20 protein-coding genes are annotated in these 21,489 nt (G+C 63.2%); 16 read left to right on the top strand and 4 right to left on the bottom strand.

The window, feature by feature from the left end:
• The first annotated feature begins 2 nt into the window (after positions 1-2).
• Positions 3-164, top strand: a complete 162-nt coding sequence (locus tag Q0094_RS01955; protein ID WP_297614705.1) for a DUF6525 family protein — start codon at positions 3-5, stop codon at positions 162-164.
• Between the two features lie 55 nt (positions 165-219).
• Here the strand turns inward: Q0094_RS01955 and Q0094_RS01950 are convergent, their stop codons facing one another.
• Entirely contained in the window at positions 220-1,263 is a 1,044-nt protein-coding gene (locus Q0094_RS01950) for an ABC transporter substrate-binding protein (protein ID WP_297614703.1), read from the bottom strand.
• 82 nt (positions 1,264-1,345) lie between these two features.
• Complete coding sequence (locus Q0094_RS01945) at positions 1,346-2,086, bottom strand: GntR family transcriptional regulator (protein ID WP_297614701.1); 741 nt, start codon at positions 2,084-2,086, stop codon at positions 1,346-1,348.
• 70 nt (positions 2,087-2,156) lie between these two features.
• Here Q0094_RS01945 and Q0094_RS01940 point away from each other — a divergent pair, with 70 nt between their 5' ends.
• From Q0094_RS01940 to Q0094_RS01900, 9 genes are all read left to right on the top strand, one after another.
• On the top strand, positions 2,157-2,921 hold the full coding sequence (locus tag Q0094_RS01940) for a DUF2182 domain-containing protein (protein ID WP_297614699.1): 765 nt from the start codon (positions 2,157-2,159) through the stop codon (positions 2,919-2,921).
• Positions 2,922-2,937: 16 nt separating this feature from the next.
• A complete protein-coding gene (locus Q0094_RS01935) occupies positions 2,938-3,654 on the top strand; it encodes a DUF1326 domain-containing protein (RefSeq protein WP_297614697.1) in 717 nt (238 codons plus the stop codon).
• Positions 3,651-4,166 carry a DinB family protein gene (locus tag Q0094_RS01930; protein WP_297614695.1) on the top strand — a complete coding sequence of 172 codons (516 nt, stop codon included), beginning with the start codon at positions 3,651-3,653 and terminating at the stop codon, positions 4,164-4,166. Before Q0094_RS01935 ends, Q0094_RS01930 begins: the two co-directional genes overlap by 4 nt.
• Entirely contained in the window at positions 4,157-5,260 is a 1,104-nt protein-coding gene (locus Q0094_RS01925) for a dimethylsulfoniopropionate demethylase (protein WP_297614693.1), read from the top strand. Before Q0094_RS01930 ends, Q0094_RS01925 begins: the two co-directional genes overlap by 10 nt.
• A gap of 58 nt (positions 5,261-5,318) precedes the next feature.
• Positions 5,319-6,311 (top strand): MDR family oxidoreductase, encoded by a 993-nt coding sequence (locus Q0094_RS01920; RefSeq protein ID WP_297614691.1) that lies wholly within the window; start codon positions 5,319-5,321, stop codon positions 6,309-6,311.
• Positions 6,312-6,415: 104 nt separating this feature from the next.
• A complete protein-coding gene (locus tag Q0094_RS01915; protein ID WP_297614689.1) occupies positions 6,416-7,132 on the top strand; it encodes an RlmE family RNA methyltransferase in 717 nt (238 codons plus the stop codon).
• Positions 7,133-7,214: 82 nt separating this feature from the next.
• Positions 7,215-8,663, top strand: coding sequence for an IMP dehydrogenase (gene guaB / locus Q0094_RS01910; protein ID WP_297614687.1), 1,449 nt, complete (start codon positions 7,215-7,217; stop codon positions 8,661-8,663).
• 31 nt (positions 8,664-8,694) lie between these two features.
• Complete coding sequence (locus Q0094_RS01905; RefSeq protein ID WP_297614685.1) at positions 8,695-9,852, top strand: RsmB/NOP family class I SAM-dependent RNA methyltransferase; 1,158 nt, start codon at positions 8,695-8,697, stop codon at positions 9,850-9,852.
• Positions 9,853-9,914: 62 nt separating this feature from the next.
• Positions 9,915-12,287 carry an ATP-binding protein gene (locus tag Q0094_RS01900; protein ID WP_297614683.1) on the top strand — a complete coding sequence of 791 codons (2,373 nt, stop codon included), beginning with the start codon at positions 9,915-9,917 and terminating at the stop codon, positions 12,285-12,287.
• A 9-nt stretch (positions 12,288-12,296) separates the two neighbouring features.
• Here the strand turns inward: Q0094_RS01900 and Q0094_RS01895 are convergent, their stop codons facing one another.
• Positions 12,297-12,893, bottom strand: a complete 597-nt coding sequence (locus Q0094_RS01895; protein WP_297614681.1) for a gamma-glutamyl kinase — start codon at positions 12,891-12,893, stop codon at positions 12,297-12,299.
• A gap of 187 nt (positions 12,894-13,080) precedes the next feature.
• Here Q0094_RS01895 and recA point away from each other — a divergent pair, with 187 nt between their 5' ends.
• From recA to Q0094_RS01880, 3 genes are all read left to right on the top strand, one after another.
• On the top strand, positions 13,081-14,160 hold the full coding sequence (gene recA / locus Q0094_RS01890) for a recombinase RecA (RefSeq protein WP_297614679.1): 1,080 nt from the start codon (positions 13,081-13,083) through the stop codon (positions 14,158-14,160).
• Between the two features lie 140 nt (positions 14,161-14,300).
• Positions 14,301-16,961: an alanine--tRNA ligase gene (gene alaS / locus Q0094_RS01885; protein ID WP_297614677.1), complete on the top strand. Its 2,661-nt coding sequence runs from the start codon at positions 14,301-14,303 to the stop codon at positions 16,959-16,961.
• Between the two features lie 3 nt (positions 16,962-16,964).
• Positions 16,965-17,255, top strand: coding sequence for a DUF1330 domain-containing protein (locus Q0094_RS01880; protein ID WP_297614676.1), 291 nt, complete (start codon positions 16,965-16,967; stop codon positions 17,253-17,255).
• A 33-nt stretch (positions 17,256-17,288) separates the two neighbouring features.
• Here Q0094_RS01880 and Q0094_RS01875 read toward each other — a convergent pair whose 3' ends face one another.
• On the bottom strand, positions 17,289-17,942 hold the full coding sequence (locus Q0094_RS01875) for an alpha/beta hydrolase (RefSeq protein WP_297614674.1): 654 nt from the start codon (positions 17,940-17,942) through the stop codon (positions 17,289-17,291).
• Positions 17,943-18,109: 167 nt separating this feature from the next.
• On the opposite strand from Q0094_RS01875, the gene Q0094_RS01870 reads away from it, so the two are divergent.
• The 3 genes from Q0094_RS01870 (at position 18,110) to sufB (ending at position 21,350) form a co-directional block, all read left to right on the top strand.
• Positions 18,110-18,571 carry an Rrf2 family transcriptional regulator gene (locus tag Q0094_RS01870; protein ID WP_297614672.1) on the top strand — a complete coding sequence of 154 codons (462 nt, stop codon included), beginning with the start codon at positions 18,110-18,112 and terminating at the stop codon, positions 18,569-18,571.
• A gap of 113 nt (positions 18,572-18,684) precedes the next feature.
• Positions 18,685-19,731: an aminotransferase class V-fold PLP-dependent enzyme gene (locus tag Q0094_RS01865; protein WP_297614669.1), complete on the top strand. Its 1,047-nt coding sequence runs from the start codon at positions 18,685-18,687 to the stop codon at positions 19,729-19,731.
• 98 nt (positions 19,732-19,829) lie between these two features.
• On the top strand, positions 19,830-21,350 hold the full coding sequence (sufB, locus tag Q0094_RS01860) for a Fe-S cluster assembly protein SufB (RefSeq protein WP_297614667.1): 1,521 nt from the start codon (positions 19,830-19,832) through the stop codon (positions 21,348-21,350).
• Positions 21,351-21,489: the final 139 nt, after the last annotated feature.

The following is a 21,489-nucleotide window of genomic DNA, read 5'->3' as shown; positions in this document are numbered from 1 at the left end:
GGGTGGCACATGCGGCGCTGCCGTGGTCGCCGCAATCCTGTCTCAGGCTTTGGCAGCGCGCGCTGCACGAGGAGGGGTGTGTTGAGCGCGCCCGCGCGCGGCTGGACCGGGCCGAGGCGGCCTGTCTTGCCCGCGACAGGCGGATGGCGCCCGTGCGCGCATGATCCAAAAGAAACGGGCGCCACAGGGGCGCCCGCTTCGGTCAGTGTGATCTGGCGATCAGAAGCCGGCCTTGATCCGCTCAAAAGCTTCGGCCTGACGCTCGCGCTGTTCGTTCGAGATCGGCAATTGCGCCAGAACCGGCACCGTCACCTCGCCCAGACCGGCGGCTTCCATCGCTTCGGCGCCAAGCGCCATGAGTGCTGCCTGGTTGGCGGTGCCAAAGCCGTTTTCCAGCAAGGGCAGCGCCGACACATCGGCGTGCATCGCGTTCACGAAGTCATAGGCCTTTTCTTCGGACCCTTCGCCATTGGCCATGTTCACATAACCGCACAGCCAGACCGAAGATCCTTCGGCGGTATTGCGGTTGAAGCCCACGTTGAAGCCTTCGGCCGCAAGCGAAACCGGCACTTCGTTCCAGACCCAAGCCGCCTGCACCTGACCCGAGGCCATGAGTTGTTGGATTTCGGCCGGATCGACCCAGTAGTTCAGCAAATTGCCGTGGATGCCGCGCAGCCATGCGGTGGCGGCTTCGAACTGTGCATCGGTCGCGGTTGACCAGTCGGTGACGCCTGTGGCCAGATAGGCCAGTGCATAGGCATCATCGACATTGTCGGGGATCGACAGGCGGCCTGCATAGGCGGGATTGTTGAAGATCTCGAGGCTGGCCACGTCTTCGGCCGGGACCGTCTCGACGTTGTAGGCGACGGCCGTGGTGCCATAATCGGTGGGCAAGAAGAACAGGTCAGAGGTGCCCGCACGCACATCTTGACCCAAGAGATCGGCGTTCAGCGAGTCATAGGCAGCGACCAGCGCACGATCCCAGGGCTCGATGATGCCCGATTCCTGCCAGCGCGGCACGGAGCCTGCGCAAATATGCGTCACATCCGACCGAAAGCCCGCCAAAAGACGCTGAAACGCCTCATCTTCGTCGCCGAAGAACACAAACTCCGGCGCGGCGCCGTGCGTGTCGATGAAAGGCTGGTGGAAAGACGGCTCCTCGAAACCCGAATAATCGAACACGAGCAGATCCTGAGCGCCCGCGATCGAGGGGACGGAGAGCGCTAGGGCAATGGCGGTGCCTAGGGCCATGCGATGGGTCATGATGGCGATATCCCTGTTGGTGTGAATGTTGGCAGAACCGCGTCAGGAAATAGGGCCGATACCCATGCTTGCCAAGGGGTTGTCATGCGGGTTTCGGGCGTGCGGCGCGGGCATTGAACACGGATTGGGCAAGCTGACGGGTGTCATGCTCCAATTCTTCCAATGCTGCGATGATCAGGGCGCCATCACGGGCCTGTGCCGCATCGGCGATTCGGCTGTGCAGCGCAATGATTGCCCCGCGTGAGCGGGCCGAAAAGGTGATCATGTTCATCAAGGGCTGCATCGCCTCGACCGCGCCCGCCAGTTGATAGGACAGCACCGGATTGCCCGCCGCATCGACCAGCGCCCGGTGAAAGGCCACATCCGAGGCGCAAAACGCCTCATCCGTCAGGCCGGGTTGACCCTGGCGGGTGATCTCGGCGCGCATTGTCGCCAGATGATCCGGGCTGCGGCGCAGCGCGGCAAGCATGGCACATGCCCGTTCCATGGCGAAACGCGCCTCGCAGGCGGTGTCGAAGCTGACATCATTCATCCCCAGCAAAAGCGTCGAGGTCGTGATCTGCTGGGCATGGGCATCGCGATAGCTCAGGCGGTGGATGAACGCCCCGCCAAAGGCACCGCGTTGGGTGCGGATCAGCGATTGCGCCGCCAGGCGTTTCAACGCCTCGCGCACCGTGGGGCGCGACACGGCAAACTGTTCGGCCAGTTCCGCCTCGGATGGCAGGCGATCACCCACAATCAACGCGCCCGACATGATCGCATCGCGGATCGCGCCGGCGATCTGGGCGGACAGGTCGGCGGGGTTGTCAGGATCGATTTTCATTTGTCAGACATTTAAAACTCTGACACTTCTTTGGCAAGCAAAACGAGTCGTCAGGGGAGGGCGGCCAGCAATGATCGCCGCACGCATCCGCGCGATGGGCAGCCTGCAATGGCTGGCGCTTTACGGCGTGATCCTTGGCGCTTGGGGCTTGCTTTATGCCATGGCCTTGCCGGCCGATCTGCGGGCGGCGGGGGCGGTGTATGGGTTGGATCTGTTGGCCAGCCTGTGCGTGGTTGCGCCCGATGGCGGCGGCTATCTGGGGCTGGTCGCGATGTGGGCGATCATGTCGGCGGCGATGATGGCACCGACAGCACTGCCAGCCTTTGCAGCCTATGACGATCTGAGCGCGCGGGCAGGTGGCGGGTTCGGCGCGCTTTTGGGCGGGTTTTTGGCGATATGGCTGGGCTTTGCGGTCTTGGCGGCGGGCTTGCAGCTCGCGCTTTTTCAGCTTGGATACCTGAGCGTCTTTGGCGACAGCCAATCGCTGGTCTTGTCGGGGTTGCTCTTGATGCTGGCCGGCGCCTACCAGTTTTCGGCCCTCAAGGCGGCCTGCCTGACGCTATGCCGCGCGCCTTTGGCATTTTTCATGACCCATTGGGCCGAGGGGCCATGGCGCAACGGGCTGCGGCTTGGCGCCGTGTGTCTGGGGTGTTGTTGGGCCCTGATGCTGTTGGCCTTTGTGGGAGGGGTCATGAACCTTGCCTTCATGGCCGTCGCGATGGTGCTGATGGCCTTGGAAAAACTGCCCGCGATCGGGCGCCATGTCACACGGCCCCTTGGGGGTGCTCTGATGGTTTCAGGGGCTGCAACCCTTGGTTTTGGCCTGATCGGATAAACAGGAGAGGATACCCATGTCGCTCAGACACCGCCCCGAGGCCGACCGCCTTCCGGTCAGCCAACGCATCGACCAACGCCGCGACAGCCCCAAGCGGCGCCAGATGCGCCCGACCGATTGGGCGATCAAGGGGGAGTTGTTCCTCAACTGCAACTGCACGGTATTTTGCCCCTGTGTCGTAAGTCTGGGAAAACATCCCCCGACCGAGGGGTCGTGCAAGGCATGGATGGCGATCGCCATCGACGAAGGCCATTACGAGGGCGAAAGCCTTGCGGGGCTGAATGTCGGGCTGATGGTCGAAATTCCCGGCCGCATGGCCGAAGGCGACTGGAAGGTCGCGGCCTATGTCGATGATCGGGCCAGCGGCAAGGCCTATAACGGTCTGTTGCAGATCCTGTCGGGGGCGGCGGGTGGCACCACCGGGCTTTTCACGGTCCTGGTGTCTGAAATCATCCATGCCGAACGCGAAAAGGTCGAGATCATGCGCGAGGGCCGCCGCCGGGGCCTGTATATCGGGCGCAAGATCCAGGGCGAGATCGAGATGCTGGAAGGCAGCGATCCCGATCATCCGGTGATGATCAAGAATTCCCGCTACTGGATGGGCCCCGACATCATCGCGGCGCGCGGGCTGAAATCCAAGGTGCGCGATTTCGGGCGTGTCTGGGATCTGTCGGGGCGCTCGGCCGAGATTTGTGCCATCGACTGGTCCGGCAGTGCGGGCAAACCCGCATGATCACGCCCGCCTATTGCCAGACCATGGCGCGCTACAATGCCTGGCAGAACCAATCGCTGTATCAGGCGGCGGCGGGTCTGTCGCAAGACGCGCGCGACATGGATCGGGGCGCGTTTTTCGGGGGGATCCGGGCGACGCTCAGCCATCTGATGTGGGGCGATCTGATCTGGATCGCCCGGTTCGAGGGCGCCGAGGGGCCGGGTGGAACCATCACCGACTCGCCCGGCCGCTTTGATTGGCCAACGCTGTGGGCCGAACGCCCCAGGCTTGATGCGCGCATCGCGGCTTGGGCGTGGATGGTGACGCCAGAGGATCTGGCGGGGGATGTCCGGTGGCATTCCTTTGCGCTTGGGCGGGAATTGGCCAAACCCATGGCGCTTTGCGTGATGCATCTGTTCAACCACCAGACCCATCACCGCGGTCAGGTTCACGCGATGCTGACGGCGGCGGGTGCCCGGCCGGGTGATACCGATATTCCCTTCATGCCCGATGAGGTGCCGGAATGGCGCTGATTTCGCCCTCGCGGCGGCTGCGCCGCACGCCGTTTTCCCAAGGCGTCGAGGCGGCAGGCGTCAGCGCCTATACTGTTTACAACCACATGCTGTTGCCCACCGTGTTCCGCTCGGTGGAGGAAGATTACCACCATCTGAAATCGGCGGTGCAGATCTGGGATGTCGCCTGCGAACGCCAGATCGAATTGCACGGCCCCGATGCGGCCAGGCTGATGCAGATGCTGACGCCTCGCGATCTGGCGGTGATGGCTGTCGGGCAATGCTGCTATGTGCCGATGGTCGATGAGAGGGGCGGGATGCTCAACGATCCGGTGGCGGTGAAACTGGCCGAGGATCGCTGGTGGATTTCCATCGCCGACAGCGACCTGTTGCTGTGGGTCAAGGGCATCGCCCATGCTGCGCGGCTTGATGTGATGGTCGATGAACCCGATGTCTCGCCCTTGGCGGTGCAGGGTCCAAGGGCCGATGATCTCATGGCGCGGGTGTTTGGTGACGCGGTGCGCGCCATTCGCTTTTTCCGCTTTGCCCATTTCGAGTTTCAGGGCCGCGACATGGTGATCGCGCGCTCGGGCTTTTCCAAGCAGGGCGGGTTCGAGATCTATGTTCCCGACCATGAGCTTGGCATGCCTTTGTGGCACGCGCTGATGGAGGCGGGGCGCGATCTGGATGTGCGGGCGGGCTGCCCCAACGGGATCGAACGGGTCGAGGGCGGATTGCTCAGCTATGGCAATGACATGACCCGAGAAAACACGCCCCACGAGGCCGGGCTTGGGCGGTTTTGCAACACCGCCCGCGTGACGGGATGCATCGGCCGAGAGGCTTTGTTGCGCATGGACCGCGACGGGCCCACCCGGCAGATCCGCCCCATCGCAATCGACAGCCGCGCGCTGCCGCGCTGTGACCGCCCTTGGGCCTTGATGGATGGCACGCGGTCCGTGGGCCAGATCACATCGGCCGCGCAATCGCCCGATTTTGGCTGCGGGGTGGCCATCGGCATGATCGCCCACTCCCATTGGGCGGCCGGCACCGCCGTGCAGGTCGAGACACAAGCTGGCCGGTTCCCGGCCGTGGTCAGGGACGGCTTCTGGATTTGACGTATGATGATTGCGGGTGATCCGTTACGGGCCGCCGCAGACAGAAAGGAACTTTGCTATGACATTCCGTGCCTTGGTGGTCGAAAAAGATACAGACGGCAAAACCCATGCCGCGATCCAGACGCTGTCGGACGACCGTCTGCCCGCGGGCGATGTGACCGTGGCGGTCGAGTATTCCACGGTCAACTACAAGGATGGTCTGTGTCTGGGGCCGGGGGGCGGCCTTGTGCGGACCTATCCCCATGTGCCGGGTATCGATCTTGCGGGCAGCGTCACGGCGTCGGATGATCCGCGCTATGCGCCCGGTGACAAGGTCGTGCTGACCGGGTGGCGGGTGGGTGAGGTCCATTGGGGCGGCTATGCCGAAACGGCCCGCGTCAAGGCCGATTGGCTGGTGCCGCTGCCTCATGGCCTGACAACCCGGCATGCCATGGCGGTGGGCACGGCGGGTCTGACCGCGATGCTGGCGATCATGGCGCTGGAAGATCACGGGCTGGCGCCCGCGCGGGGCGAGGTTCTGGTGACGGGTGCCGCAGGTGGCGTGGGGTCGGTGGCGACCGCCATTCTGGCCAATCTTGGCTATGCTGTCGCGGCCGTCACGGGGCGGCCTGAGCAGGCGGCGTATCTGCACGCCCTTGGCGCAGGGCGCATCGTGCCACGCGAAGACCTGGCCGAAACCGTCAAGCGCCCGCTCGAGGCCGAGACATGGGCAGGCTGCGTCGATGCGGTGGGTGGGGCGATGCTGGCGCGCGTGCTGGGCCAGATGCGCTATGGCGGATCGGTCGCGGCCGTGGGGCTGTCGGGTGGGGCGGCATTGCCCGCGACGGTCATTCCCTTCTTGTTGCGCGGGGTGAACCTTTTGGGGATCGACAGCGTGATGCAGCCCTTCGAAAGCCGCCGCCGCGCGTGGGACAGGATCGTGCGCGATCTGCCGATGGACCGGCTCGAGGCGATGATCCAGCCCGCGACCCTTGCCGATCTGCCCGATCTGGGCAAGGCGATCCTGGCCGGGCAGCAGCGCGGACGCGTCGTGGTGGACGTGCGCGCCTGAGACGGCCCGCAGGCCCATGGTCATCCATGGGCTTCCTGTTTCCCGCCGCGATGCGTATTTGGGGAAAGATGAAGGCGCAACCGCGCCGGGAGACAGGACAGGCCATGGCAAAGACGCCGAGCGGAACATCGACAAGCGGACGCGGCCAGCGCGAATTGCGCACCAAGGTCAAGACCGCACGCGGGCGCAAGCTCAGCTCGACGCTGTGGCTGGAGCGGCAGCTGAATGATCCCTATGTCCAGCGCGCCAAGCGCGAGGGCTATCGGGGGCGGGCGGCCTACAAGATCATGGAACTCGATGACCGCTTTCGTTTTCTGGTGCCCGGCGCGCGGGTGGTCGATCTGGGCTGTGCGCCGGGGGGATGGTGTCAGGTGGCGGTCCCGCGCATCAACGCCTTGGGCGAGAAATCGGGAAAGGCCATCGGACGCATCATCGGTGTCGATCTGCAAGAGGTGAGCCCGATCGCGGGGGTCGAGCTGCATGTGCTGGATTTCATGGAAGATGACGCCGACACCAAGGTCAAGACATGGCTGGGCGGGCGGGCCGATGTGGTGATGAGCGATATGGCGGCTGCGGCCTCGGGTCACAAACAGACCGATCACAACCGTATCGTGGCACTGTGCGAGGCGGCCGCCCAGCTGGCCTTTGATGTGCTGGAACCGGGCGGCACCTTTGTGGCCAAGGTGCTGGCGGGCGGGGCGGAGGGCGGCTTGCAGACCTTGCTCAAGCAGCGCTTCGACAAGGTGGCCAATGTCAAACCCGCCGCCAGCCGGGCCGACAGTTCCGAGAAATTCGTGGTGGCCACAGGCTTTCGCGGCTGACCCCGGATTTCGGTCTTTTCTTCGTCTGCGCCCCATGGGATAGGGCCGTGGCAACGCAATCCACGACCTTGAGGAGGCTCCGATGGAGATTCGCGAAGCGCTTACCTTTGATGATGTGCTGCTGGTTCCGGGCGCAAGCTCGGTGCTGCCGTCGACGGCGGACACCCGCACGCGGGTGACCCGGGCCATATCGCTCAACATTCCGCTCCTGTCCTCGGCGATGGATACGGTGACCGAGGGACGCATGGCGATTGCCATGGCCCAGGCGGGCGGCATGGGTGTGATCCACCGCAATCTCGACATCGAGGCGCAAGCCCGCGAGGTGCGCCGCGTCAAGCGGTTCGAAAGCGGGATCGTGTTCAATCCCGTCACGCTGACCCCCGATCAGACACTGGCCGATGCGCGCGCCCTGATGGAGCGCTACGGCTTTACGGGGTTTCCGGTCGTCGATGACCAACGGCGGGTTCTGGGCATCGTGACCAACCGCGACATGCGCTTTGCGCAAGATGACGCAACACCCGTGCGGGTGATGATGACATCCGAAAACCTGGCCATCTTGCGTGAACCCGCCGACCGGGGGCAGGCGATTTCGCTGATGAAATCGCGGCGGATCGAAAAGCTGCTGGTCACGGATGCGCAGGGCAAGCTGACCGGGCTTTTGACGCTCAAGGATACCGAGCGCGCGGTTCTGAACCCGCAGGCCTGCAAGGATGAGTTGGGGCGCTTGCGTGTGGCGGCCGCGACCACAGTGGGCGACGCGGGCTTTGAGCGGTCGCAAGCGCTGATTGATGCGGGCTGTGATCTGATCGTGATCGACACCGCGCATGGCCATTCCGACGGCGTTGCGCGCGCCGTGGAACGGGTCAAGGCGCTGTCGAATGCGGTGCAGGTTGTGGCGGGCAATGTGGCCACCGCCGCCGCCACGCGCGCGTTGATCGATGCGGGCGCCGATGCGGTCAAGGTCGGCATCGGGCCGGGGTCGATCTGTACCACGCGGATTGTGGCTGGTGTGGGTGTGCCGCAACTGACCGCGATCATGGATTGCGCGCGTGAGGCGGGCGATATCCCGGTCATCGCGGATGGCGGCATCAAGTATTCGGGCGATTTCGCCAAGGCAATCGCGGCGGGTGCGCATTGTGCCATGGTGGGCAGCATGATCGCGGGCACGGATGAAAGCCCCGGCGAGGTGATCCTCTACCAAGGGCGCAGCTTCAAGAGCTATCGTGGCATGGGCAGTCTGGGGGCGATGGCGCGCGGATCGGCGGACCGGTATTTCCAGAAGGATGCCGCCTCTGACAAGCTGGTGCCCGAAGGGATCGAGGGGCAGGTGCCCTACAAGGGATCGGCCAGCGCGGTCATCCATCAGCTTGTCGGCGGGCTGCGGGCTGCGATGGGCTACACGGGTTGCGCCAATGTCGATGAGATGCGCACGCGCTGCAGCTTTGTGAAGATCACCGGGGCGGGGTTGAAGGAATCCCATGTTCATGATGTTCAGATCACGCGGGAAAGCCCGAATTATCGTTTGGGATAATATGCTTGCGATCTGAACTTAAGGTGATTTCATGACCCCCGGCGCCAGGATTGCTGCGGCCATTGTGGTGCTGGATGGCTGGTTGGCCGGACAACCCGTCGAACAGGCGCTGACTAACTGGGCGCGCGGCGCGCGCTATGCCGGGTCCGGGGACCGCGCGGCGGTGCGTGACCTGGTCTTTGATGTGCTGCGCGCGCGGGGCAGTTGCGCGCATCTGGGCCAAGGGGGCGATGGGCGGGCGTTGATGCTGGGTCTGCTGCGTTTGCAGGGGCGCGATCCGGTGGCCGATTTCACCGGCCTGAGCCATGCGCCCCCGCCCTTGACCCCAGCCGAGGCAGCGCCCCCCCCGACCGATCCTGATCCGCTCTGCGATCTGCCCGACTGGATGGTACCGCTGTTCGAGGCGCGGGTGGGGGGTGATCTGGCACAGCTTGTGGCCCGGTTCCGCGACCGGGCGCCGCTCTATCTGCGCGTCAACACCGCCAAGGCCACGCCGGCTGCAACCTGCGCGGCATTGGCCGCCGAAGGGATCACCGCAAGGCCCGATCCACGCGCCGTGACGGCGCTCGAGGTCATGTCCGGCGCGCGGCAGGTGAAAACCTCGGTGCCCTACGCCCAAGGCTGGGTCGAACCGCAAGATCTGTCGGTGCAACGCGCGATCTTGGCGGTGGATTGGCGGGGGTGTTCGGTTCTGGATTATTGCGCGGGCGGGGGCGGCAAGGCGCTGGCCATTGCCACATTGGGGGCGGCGCGGATCGTGGCGCATGATGCCGATCCACGGCGCATGGCCGATCTTGCCGTGCGCGCGGCGCGTTCGGATGCGGCGATCACGATGCGCGCCACGGGCGAGCTGCCCAAGGCAGGGCCCTTTGACGTGGTGTTGTGCGATGTGCCTTGTTCGGGGTCTGGCACGTGGCGGCGCGACCCCGAGGCCAAGTGGCGATTGACGCCCGACCGTCTGGCCGCGCTGGAGACCCTGCAGGCGCAGATCCTTGACGCGGCAATTGCACATCTGCAGCCCGGTGGGCGATTGGTCTACATGACCTGTTCGCTGTTTCATGCAGAAAACGAAGCCCAGATCGCGCGCTTCATCGCCCGCCATCCCGGGTGGCGCTGTGAAAGCGCGGCGGTGCAAAGCCCCATCGCGGCATCCGATGGATTTTTTCATGCCGTCTTGCGGGCGCCTTGAGCGCGTTTTTGACGATTTAATTTAGATACTTTTATTGATCTTAAGATTGCATTAACCCTTGCATGGCATTGGCTGTGCAAGGCCATGATCTGTGCCGTTCCAAGTGCGGGGGCGTGTTGTTCACCGAAAGTGAGGTTTCCCGCCGTTTGGTGCATGTGGCCCGGATGCAGTTGCCGACCTTGGTTCTGGCGCTGTGTGGCGTGGCGGCGGCTTTGGGCGCGCTGATGACGAACCGCCACGATCTGTCATTGGTCCTGTGGGCTGTGGCGGGTGGCACACTATCGACGGCCGGATTGATCTTGCTTTGGTCCCTGACCGAAAAGCGGCGCCTTGGGGCGGTGCTGCGCGCCGCGCTTGAGGTGATGGAACATGACCCTGCGCCCTGTTTCTGCACGGATGGCGATGGGGTGATCGTGGCGATCAATGCCGTCGCGGCGCGTCGGTTCGGGCGGCCCTTGGGAAAGCCGATCTCGAAGGCAATCGCGGGGTTGTTGCCCAATGCAGCATCCGTGGTCGTGCGCAGCGAAAGCGTGCTTGATCAACAACCCGTCGCTCAGGAAACCATCCTGACCCCGCGCGGCGCGGTGCGTGTGACGGCCCACAGGCTCAAGGGCGGCGTGTTCTGGCGGATCGATGATCAGATGGGCGCACAGCCTCATTCGGGCGATGGAATCGCGCTGCCGATGATGGTGGTCAGCACCTCGGACACGATCGTGTCGATGAACCCGTCCATGCGCGAGCTGTTGAGGCGACATGTGACCACCATGGCCGAAATCTTTGATGCCATGCCGATCCTGCCCGGCCGGCGGACGCGGCTGAAAACCGCCCAAGGCCCGGTCGAGGTGGTCCCGATCATCGTGCCGTCGCGCGATGGGCGGCGCGAAGTCTATCTGGTTGCGGGGCTGGCCGAATTGCCGGCCGCTTCGGTGGCGGCGCGCGCCTTTGAGTCCCTGCCGGTGGCCTTGTTGCACATCGGCTCGGACGGGCGGCTTTTGGCCTCCAACCGACCGGCCCAGCAGTTGCTGGGCATTGATGGCGACGCGACGGGCACCTTGTCGCAGTTCGTCGAGGGGCTGGGGCGGCCGGTCAATGACTGGGTGATGGATGCTTTGGCCGAGCGTATTCCAGACCGATCCGAAGTGGTGCGCGCGCGCCGCCGGACCGAAGAGATGTTCTTGCAGATCACGCTGAGCCGCATCGTTGATGCCACAGGCCCGTCGCTTTTGGCGGTCTTGCATGACGCGACCGAATTGAAGACGCTGGAGCAGCAATTCGTCCAAAGCCAGAAGATGCAGGCCATCGGCGAGCTGGCGGGCGGCATTGCCCATGATTTCAACAATCTCTTGACCGCCATTGCCGGCCATTGCGACCTGTTGCTGTTGCGCCATGATCGCAACGATCCCGATTATGGCGATCTGGTTCAGATCAACCAGAACGCCAATCGCGCCGCGGCGCTGGTCGGTCAGTTGCTGGCGTTTTCGCGCAAGCAGACGCTGGAGCCCGAGATCATCGATCTGCGCGACACGATGGGGGAGTTGACGCATCTTCTCAACCGGTTGGTGGGCGAAAAGATCACCCTGACGCTCAGCCATGATCCCGGGCTGTTTCCGATCCGGGCGGATCGGCGGCAATTGGATCAGGTGATCATGAACCTTGTGGTCAATGCGCGTGATGCGATGGCCGATGGGGGTGAGGTGCGGGTCGAAACGCGCATGGTGCGCCTGACCGAGCCGCTGTACCGGGACCGCGCCGAGGTGCCGGCGGGCCGCTATGTGACCATCCGCGTCTGCGATCAGGGTCACGGGATTCCCCCCGACAAGCTGGGCCGCATCTTTGAGCCGTTTTTCACCACCAAGCGACAGGGTGAGGGAACCGGGCTTGGCCTCAGCATGGCTTACGGGATCATCAAGCAGACCGGCGGCTACATCTTTGTGGACAGTGTCGTGGGCGTTGGCAGCACATTCACCATCTATTGCCCTGCCTATGATCTGCCCGCCGGGGTCAGCGTGAAACCTCAGCCCTTGGCGACCCCGGCCGCCCCGCAGGCTTTGGTCGAGATCTCGGATCGCCCGCCCGCCGTGGTATTGCTGGTCGAGGATGAGGCGCCTGTGCGGGCATTTGCAGCCCGCGCCCTGCGTTTGCGGGGCTATACCGTCATCGAGGCCGCCTGTGCCGAGGATGCGTTGGAAACCCTGCAAGACAGCAGCCTTGAGGTGGATTTGTTCCTGACCGATGTGGTGATGCCGGGGATGGATGGCCCGTCATGGGTGCGGCGCGCGCTGGAAAACCGGCCGGGGGTCAAGGTGGTTTTCGTGTCCGGCTATGCCGAGGAACAGATGGAGGATGGATCCCTGACGATACCCAACTCCGTGTTTCTGCCCAAACCCTTCTCGCTGGCCGATCTGACCGAAACGGTGCAACGCCAATTGCATTGAACCCGCATTCTACCGGCCGATCCCGTCCCAAAGCGCAAACTCTGCGCGCGCCTCGCTGCGCAATCGCTCCTCAAGCGCGGGCGGCAAGCTCAGCTCTTCGGGCGGCGACATGTTGAGCCATGGCAGCTTTACGCTCACCCCCAGCCGATCCTCCAGAAAACGCACAGCAAGATCCATGTCTTCGTAGCGAAACAGATGGTCGACGATCACCCCGCCGTCAGGGGCGGAAACAAAGCGCGACTGGCGTCCGACGCGCGCGAATTCCGGTTCGGGATCGGCAAGCCAGCCGTCCACGAAATCGGCAAAGCCCAGCCCCATGGTCGATGCGGGGCTGTGCGCGGCCTCGGGCCGCTTGCGATAGCGATACCAGCTTTGCAGCCAGTCGCGGGGTTCGCGGATCATCGCCATCGTTTCAAGCTTGCGGCTGCCCTTGTTCTCGAAATAGGGCGCCAGCTGGCTGCGCCAGCGCCGTGCGTTGAGATGTTTTTTCTCGGGCGGATGCAGAATCGCCGCATCCGCATGGGGCAAAAACGCGGCATGAAGCGCCGTGGTTCCCGTCTTCGGCACCGCCAGAAGCACAATTTTCGCTTTCCAGAACAATAACATGGCCGCGATCCTCATGGGGGGCCTTACCAATAAACACTTTCTTAACCCTTCTCGTGAAATCTGGGTCTATGCAAGATTTTACTGAAAGTGTTCTTGTTTTGTTTCGAAAGTGATGGCAGAACAAGAGGTGAACATGAGCATCCCGTTGCCGCGCAAGCCGCGACGTGGAATAAGAAGGGCAACATGAATGGCAACGGCGAAGCTTCTTGACATGACAAACCGCATTTCCGCCGACAAGCAAAAGGCGCTCGACAGCGCTTTGGCCCAGATCGAACGTCAGTTCGGCAAGGGCTCGATCATGAAGCTGGGTGGCGACAACGCCATGCGCGACATCGAAGCGACATCGACAGGGTCGCTTGGTCTGGATATCGCGCTGGGGATCGGTGGCCTGCCCAAGGGGCGCATCATCGAGGTGTATGGCCCTGAAAGCTCGGGCAAGACCACGCTGACGCTGCATTGCATCGCGGAAGAACAGAAAAAGGGCGGCGTTTGCGCCTTTGTGGATGCCGAACACGCGCTCGACCCGCAATATGCCAAGAAGCTCGGCGTCAATCTTGACGAGCTGTTGATCTCCCAGCCCGATACGGGCGAGCAGGCGCTTGAGATCGTGGACACCTTGGTGCGCTCGGGGGCGGTCAGCATGGTGGTGGTCGATTCGGTCGCCGCCCTGACCCCCAAATCCGAACTTGAGGGCGACATGGGCGACAGCTCGGTCGGTGTGCATGCCCGCCTGATGAGCCAGGCGATGCGCAAGCTGACCGGTTCGATTGCGCGCTCGAATTGTATGGTGGTCTTCATCAACCAGATCCGGATGAAGATCGGCGTGATGTTCGGCAGCCCCGAAACCACGACCGGCGGCAATGCGTTGAAATTCTACGCCTCGGTCCGGCTCGACATCCGCCGCATCGGATCGATCAAGGACCGCGAAGAGGTTGTGGGCAACACCACCCGCGTCAAGGTCGTCAAGAACAAGGTGGCCGCACCCTTCAAGCAGGTCGAATTCGACATCATGTATGGCGAAGGCATTTCCAAGACCGGCGAGCTGGTCGATATGGGTGTCAAGGCCGGGGTGGTCGAAAAATCAGGCTCGTGGTATTCCTATGGCGATGAACGCATTGGTCAGGGGCGCGAGAACGCCAAGCAGTTCCTGCGCGACAACCCCGATGTCGCCCTTGCGCTGGAAGACAAGATCCGCGCCGCCCATGGTTTGAATTTCTCGATCGGCGCCGGCGATGAAGACAGCGCGATGGACATGATCGACGACTGATCGGTCGCGCAGGCATGATGAGGGGCGCAAAAGGCAGCCGATGGGCTGCCTTTTCGCATTTCCCCTGTTGCAAGTGTGGACAGGCGCGGGGCGCGGCGATAGATGGCGGTTTGATCCTTTCCTTGCCCGCGCGAGATCCGATGGCCAGCCTCAACGATATCCGCTCCACCTTTCTGGATTATTTTCACCGCAACAACCACGAGGTCGTTGCCTCCAGCCCGCTGGTGCCGCGCAACGATCCGACCTTGATGTTCACCAATTCGGGGATGGTGCAGTTCAAGAACCTGTTTCTGGGCGTCGAGCAGCGCGATTACAACCGCGCCACCACCGCACAGAAATGCGTGCGGGCGGGCGGCAAGCACAATGATCTCGACAATGTGGGCTATACCGCGCGCCACCACACGTTTTTCGAGATGCTCGGCAATTTCAGCTTTGGCAATTACTTCAAGGAATCGGCCATTCCCTTTGCGTGGGAACTGATCACCCGTGAGTTCGGCATCGACAAATCGCGGCTCTTGACCACCGTGTACCACACCGATGACGAGGCGTTTGCGCTGTGGAAGAAAATGGGTGTGCCCGAGGACCGGATCATCCGCATCGCCACATCCGACAATTTCTGGCAGATGGGCCCGACCGGCCCCTGCGGCCCCTGCACCGAGATCTTCTACGATCATGGTGACCATATCTGGGGCGGCCCGCCGGGCAGCGCGGATGAGGATGGCGATCGGTTCATCGAGATCTGGAACGTCGTCTTCATGCAGAACGAGCAATTCGCCGATGGCACCATGCGGCCGCTCGACATGCAGTCGATCGACACCGGCATGGGGCTGGAGCGGATCGGCGCGCTGTTGCAAGGCAAGCATGACAATTACGATACCGACTTGATGCGCGCCTTGATCGAAGCTTCGGCGCATGCCAGTTCGGTCGATCCCGATGGGCCCAGGAACGTGCATCACCGGGTGATCGCCGATCACCTGCGGTCATGTTCCTTTCTGATCGCCGATGGGGTCATGCCGTCGAACGAAGGGCGGGGCTATGTGCTGCGCCGGATCATGCGCCGTGCGATGCGTCATGCGCATCTGCTGGGCACCAAAGACCCGATGATGCACAAGCTGGTGCCGGCCTTGGTCAGCCAGATGGGTCAGGCCTATCCCGAGCTTGGCCGCGCGCAGGCCTTGATCACCGAAACCCTCAAGCTCGAAGAGGATCGCTTTCGCACAACCTTGGATCGCGGCCTCAAGCTATTGGACGAGGAGTTGGCAAACCTGCCCGAAGGCGCTGAATTGCCGGGCCCTGCGGCCTTCAAGCTCTATGACACCTATGGGTTCCCGCTCGACTTGACGCAAGACGCGTTGCGCGAAAAGGGCCGGGCGGTCGATACGGTCGGTTTTGACGCGGCGATGACGGCACAAAAGGCCAAGGCGCGCGCGGCATGGTCGGGGTCGGGGGACACCGCCGATGCCGCGATCTGGTTCGATCTTGCCGCCGACCACGGCCCGACCGAATTCCTGGGCTACGACACCGAGATCGCCGAAGGTCAGATCCTGTCGCTGTTGCGCGATGGGGTGGTCATCGATCACGCCAATGCCGGCGAAACGCTGATCATCGTCGTCAATCAGACACCGTTTTATGCGGAATCGGGTGGCCAGCTTGGCGATACCGGGTTGATCCGCACCGCCAGCGGTTTGGCGCGCGTCACCGACACGAAAAAGGTCGCGGGCGTGGTCTTGCACATCGCCGAGGTTCTCAGCGGCGATATCCACCCCGGTCAGGGTGCCGAGCTGGAGGTTGATCACGCGCGGCGCACCGATATCCGCGCAAATCATTCCGCCACCCATCTGCTGCACGAGGCGCTGCGCCGCGCGCTTGGCGATCATGTGGCCCAGCGCGGCAGCTTGAATGCCCCCGACCGGCTGCGCTTTGACTTCAGCCATGGCAAGGCGCTCAGCCCGGCCGAACTGGCGCAAGTCGAGGCCGAGGTGAACGCGTTCATCCGGCAGAATACTGTCGTGGAAACGCGTATCATGACCCCCGATGCGGCCCGCGATCTGGGCGCACAGGCGCTGTTTGGCGAGAAATACGGCGATGAGGTGCGCGTGGTCTCGATGGGTAGCCTGGCCGGGTCAGGGAAAGGCGCCAATGGGCGGACCTATTCGCTGGAATTGTGCGGCGGCACCCATGTGCGCCAGACCGGCGACATCGGTCTGTTCGTCACGCTGGGTGACAGTGCGTCCTCCTCAGGGGTGCGCCGGATCGAGGCGTTGACGGGCCCTGCGGCCTTTGCCCATCTGGCCCAGCAAGATCGCCGTGTCTCCGCCCTTGCCGCCGAGATGAATGCCACCCCGGCCGACCTGCTGGAGCGGGTTCGCAGCCTCAAGGATGAGCGCAAGAAGCTTGAAAACGAGGTGGCGCAACTGCGCCGGGCCTTGGCCATGGCGGGTGGGGCGGGCGCGCCCGTGGCTGAAATCACCCGCATCAACGGCATCGCCTTTCACGCCCAGACGCTTAGCGGTGTGACCGCGCGGGATCTGGCGGGGTTGATCGATGACCACAAGGCGCGGCTGGGGTCGGGGGCGGTGCTGCTGATCGCCGATACCGGCGGCAAGGCGGCGATTGCGGCCGGCGTGACCGAAGATTTGACGGCGCGCATTTCGGCAGTGGACCTGGTGCGCGCGGCGGTTGCGCCGCTGGGCGGTCAGGGTGGCGGGGGCCGGGCCGATTTTGCGCAAGGCGGTGGTAAGGATATCGCCAATGCCGCAGCCGCCATCACAGCCGCAGAAACCGTGCTCAAGGGAGCTTGAAACATGCCCAAGGCCTATTGGATTGCCCATGTAACGGTCAGCGATGACGCAGCCTATGGTCGTTATGCGGCTTTGGCCAGCAAGGCCATCGCCGAGCATGGTGGTGAATTTCTGGCGCGCGGCGGGCGCGCGATCCAGAAAGAGGGCCGCGCCCATCCCCGCAACGTGGTGGCGCTGTTTCCAAGTCTGGACGCCGCCAATGCCTGTTATGACAGCGCCACCTATCAAGAGGCGCTGCGCCATGCCGAAGGTGCGGCCGAGCGCGATCTGGTGCTGGTCGAAGCGCTGGACTGATCGCGCGCGTCAGGCCGCCTTGAACCTGCCGCCTTATCGGCTGGTTTCGGTCAGGCGGCGGCGCACATAGGCCTGAACACTGTCGATCATGGGATCCATGTAGGGATCCTCGAAGAAATGGCCGGCGCCTTCCATTTCCTGATGGGTGATGGTGATGCCCTTTTGCTCATGCAGCTTGTCGACAAGGATGCGCGTGTCTTGTGGCTTTGCCACACGGTCGGATGTGCCGTTGATCACCAGACCCGATGCGGGGCAGGGGGCAAGGAACGAGAAATCATACATGTTCGCCGGTGGCGCGACCGAAATGAAACCAGTGATCTCGGGGCGGCGCATCAGCAGCTGCATGCCGATCCAAGCCCCAAAGGAAAAGCCCGCCACCCAGCAATGCTTGGAGTTGGGGTTCATGGCCTGCAGGTAATCGAGCGAGGAGGCGGCATCCATCAGCTCGCCTTCGCCGCCGGAGTATTCGCCTTGGCTGCGCCCCACGCCGCGGAAATTGAACCGCAGCACCGTAAAGCCCATTTTGTGGAACGCATAATGCAGGTTGTAGACAACCCGATTGTTCATGGTGCCCCCAAATTGCGGATGGGGATGCAAGATGATCGCGATCGGAGCATCCTTGGCCTTTTGCGGATGATAACGGCCTTCGAGCCGGCCCTCGGGGCCGGGGAAAATCACCTCAGGCAAACTGTCTCTCCTCGCCGTGGTGCTGGCTGCGGCTGTGCTTGACGCGTCATGGACCGCTGCCTAGAACCATTCCAAATACCGCCGGGCCCAGCGCGCCGGGTCCGGGCTGATGTGCAGTTAAGCGTGCGGACCGTAAAGGTCAATCTTGGCAAGGGGGGATGGCGGCGATGAAGCTGAGCACCAAGGGCCGCTATGCGATGGTTGCCATGGCCGATCTGGCGATGCTGAAGGGGGATGGCTTGATGACGCTATCGGAACTGTCGCGCCGTCAGGATATCTCGCTGCCCTATCTTGAGCAGCTGTTTGTCAAGCTGCGCCGTGCCGATCTGGTGGCTTCGGTGCGCGGACCGGGGGGGGGCTATCGGTTGGGCCGGTCGGCGTCGGATATTCGCGTGGTCGAGATATTTGCCGCCGTCGACGAAACCGTCAGCGCGCTGCACACTGGCGCTGGGGCCACAGGCGCGGTATCGGGCAGCCGCGCACAATCGATGACCAACCGTCTTTGGGAAAGCATGTCGGCGCATGTCTATGTGTTCTTGCATCAGACCCGGCTGTCGGATGTGGTGCAAAACGAGCTGACACCTTGTCCGGCCGTGCCCAATCTGTTCGAGGTGGTCGACGAGACCTGAGCGCCGGGGGGGGTGCGATTTTTCGTACGAAAAATCGCCCGCCTCCCGATACCGGGGGGGTGTCGGGTGCACGGTGGGAAATGCGTATATGGGAAAGATGAAGCAGGGGCGCGATGACGCGGGTCTATCTCGATTACAATGCGACAGCCCCTTTGCGGGACGAGGCGCGTGCGGCCATGCTGGCGGCCATGGATCTTGTGGGCAACCCATCTTCGGTCCATGCCGAGGGGCGGGCGGCCAAGGCCCTGCTCGAACATGCGCGCGCCCAGTTGGCCGAAGCGCTGGGGGCGCATGGGGCTGACATCGTGTTCGTATCCGGTGCGACCGAGGCTGCGGCGCTGGCGCTTGCGGGGCGGGGGCTTGCCGGTGCGGGCATCGAGCATGATGCCGTGCGGGCATGGATTGCAGAGACCTTGGCCGTGACGGGCGCAGGTCTTGTGCAGGTCACGGATCCCGGGCGCGCCACGCTGCAATTGGCCAATTCCGAAACGGGCATCGTTCAGGCCTTGCCTGAGGGGCTGGCTGTCAGCGACTGGACGCAAGGGTTCGGCAAGCTGCCCCTGGCGTTCGACTGGTCGGGGGTGGGCATGGCCTTTGTTTCGGCCCACAAGATCGGCGGGCCCAAGGGAATCGGGGCATTGATCATGCGCCGTGGGCTTGATGCCACGGCACAGCTGCGTGGCGGGGGTCAGGAAATGGGCCGTCGGGCAGGGACCGAGAATCTGATCGGGATTGCCGGATTTGGCGCCGCCGCCATGGCCGCAACACAAGATCTGGCCAACGGGGTCTGGGCGCGGGTTGCAGAACTTAGAAATATTCTAGAAATAGCGCTGGAAGATCGCGCGCCGTCGACTATTTTAGTCGGGAAAGGGGTGGACCGTTTGCCCAACACCAGCTTTTTTGTCACGCCCGGATGGCGGGGCGAGACGCAGGTGATGCAGATGGATCTGGCCGGTATAGCGGTGTCGGCCGGATCGGCCTGTTCATCGGGCAAGGTGCGGGCCAGCGGCGTGTTGCGCGCGATGGGCTTTGATGAGACGGCGGCGGCTTCGGGGTTGCGGGTGTCTTTGGGGCCTGCCACGACACAGGCAGAGGTTTTGGCCTTTGCCGATCTGTGGCACGCGGCGCACACACGCGCCTTGGCGCGCGCGCGGGGATAGAACGGGTGCCCCTGTCACTGCGGGGGCCGACACGACGGAGCCAAGGCGTTGGCTCAAGAGAAATGACCGGCGCAGGCCGGACGGACGGAGGAATGATCATGGCCGCACTCGACACCGATATCCGCGAGGGCGTGGACCGGGAAACCGTTGAAACCGTTCAGGCAATGAGCGGCAGCTACAAATATGGCTGGTCCACCGATATCGAGATGGACTACGCGCCCAAGGGCGTGAACGAGGATATCGTGCGCCTGATCTCGGAAAAGAACGGCGAACCGGAATGGATGACCGATTGGCGGCTTCAGGCGTTCAAGCGGTGGAAGCAGATGGCCGAACCCGAATGGGCCATGCTGAACTATCCGCCGATCGCCTATCAGGATCAGTACTATTATGCCCGCCCCAAAAGCATGGCCGAAAAGCCCAAATCGCTCGATGATGTCGACCCGAAATTGCTGGCCACCTACAAGAAACTGGGTATTCCGCTGAAGGAACAGATGATCCTGGCCGGTGTCGAAGGGGCCGAGGACATGCCCGTGGGCGGACGCAAGGTTGCCGTCGATGCGGTCTTTGACAGTGTCAGCGTCGGCACCACATTTCAGGCCGAGCTGAAAAAGGCGGGCGTGATCTTTTGCTCGATTTCCGAGGCGATCAAGACGCATCCCGATCTGGTCAAGAAATACCTCGGATCGGTCGTGCCGATCACCGACAATTTCTTTGCCACGCTCAACAGCGCGGTGTTCTCGGATGGTTCTTTCGTCTATATCCCGCCCGGCGTGCGCTGCCCGATGGAATTGTCCACCTATTTCCGCATCAATGCCGAAAACACCGGACAGTTCGAGCGCACGCTGATCATCGCCGACAAGGGCAGCTATGTGAGTTATCTGGAGGGCTGCACCGCCCCCAAGCGCGAGACCCATCAGTTGCATGCGGCCGTGGTCGAACTGGTGCTGCTCGAGGATGCCGAAATCAAGTATTCCACCGTACAGAACTGGTATCCCGGAGACGAACAGGGGCGTGGCGGCATCTACAATTTTGTTACCAAGCGCGCCGATTGCCGGGGCGACCGGTCCAAGGTGATGTGGACGCAGGTTGAAACGGGGTCTGCCATCACGTGGAAATACCCCTCCTGCATCTTGCGCGGCGACGACAGCCAGGGTGAGTTCTATTCGATCGCCATCGCCAACAACGCCCAGCAGGCCGATACTGGCACCAAGATGGTGCATCTGGGAAAGCGGACCAAATCGCGCATCGTGTCCAAGGGCATCAGCGCGGGCCGCGCGCAGAACACCTATCGCGGTCTGGTCTCGATGCACCCCAAGGCCAAGGACAGCCGGAATTATACCCAATGCGACAGCCTGTTGATCGGTGACAAATGCGGCGCGCACACGGTTCCCTATATCGAGGTCAAGAACAATTCCTCCCGCGTCGAGCATGAGGCCACGACATCCAAGGTGGATGACGACCAGCTGTTCTATTGCCGGTCGCGCGGCATGGGTGAGGAAGAGGCGGTGGCCCTGATCGTCAACGGTTTCGCGCGCGAAGTCTTGCAGGCGCTGCCGATGGAATTCGCCATGGAGGCCCAGCAACTGGTGGCGATTAGTCTTGAGGGATCGGTCGGCTGATGAACCTGAAATTCTGGCTTACCGCGGGTGAACCGCGTCCACGCTACGCGTTGCTCGTGGCCATTGGCGTGGTGCTGATGATGACGCTGACCTATCCGGTCTGGCATCCCGGCGGGGCGGGCATGGCGGCGTTTTCCGC

Origin of the sequence: uncultured Roseicyclus sp. (assembly GCF_937892565.1) — a bacterium.
Classification (GTDB): domain Bacteria; phylum Pseudomonadota; class Alphaproteobacteria; order Rhodobacterales; family Rhodobacteraceae; genus Roseicyclus.
The sequence above is the reverse complement of the archived record's forward strand: the minus strand, read 5'-3'. Positions and strand labels throughout refer to the sequence as shown.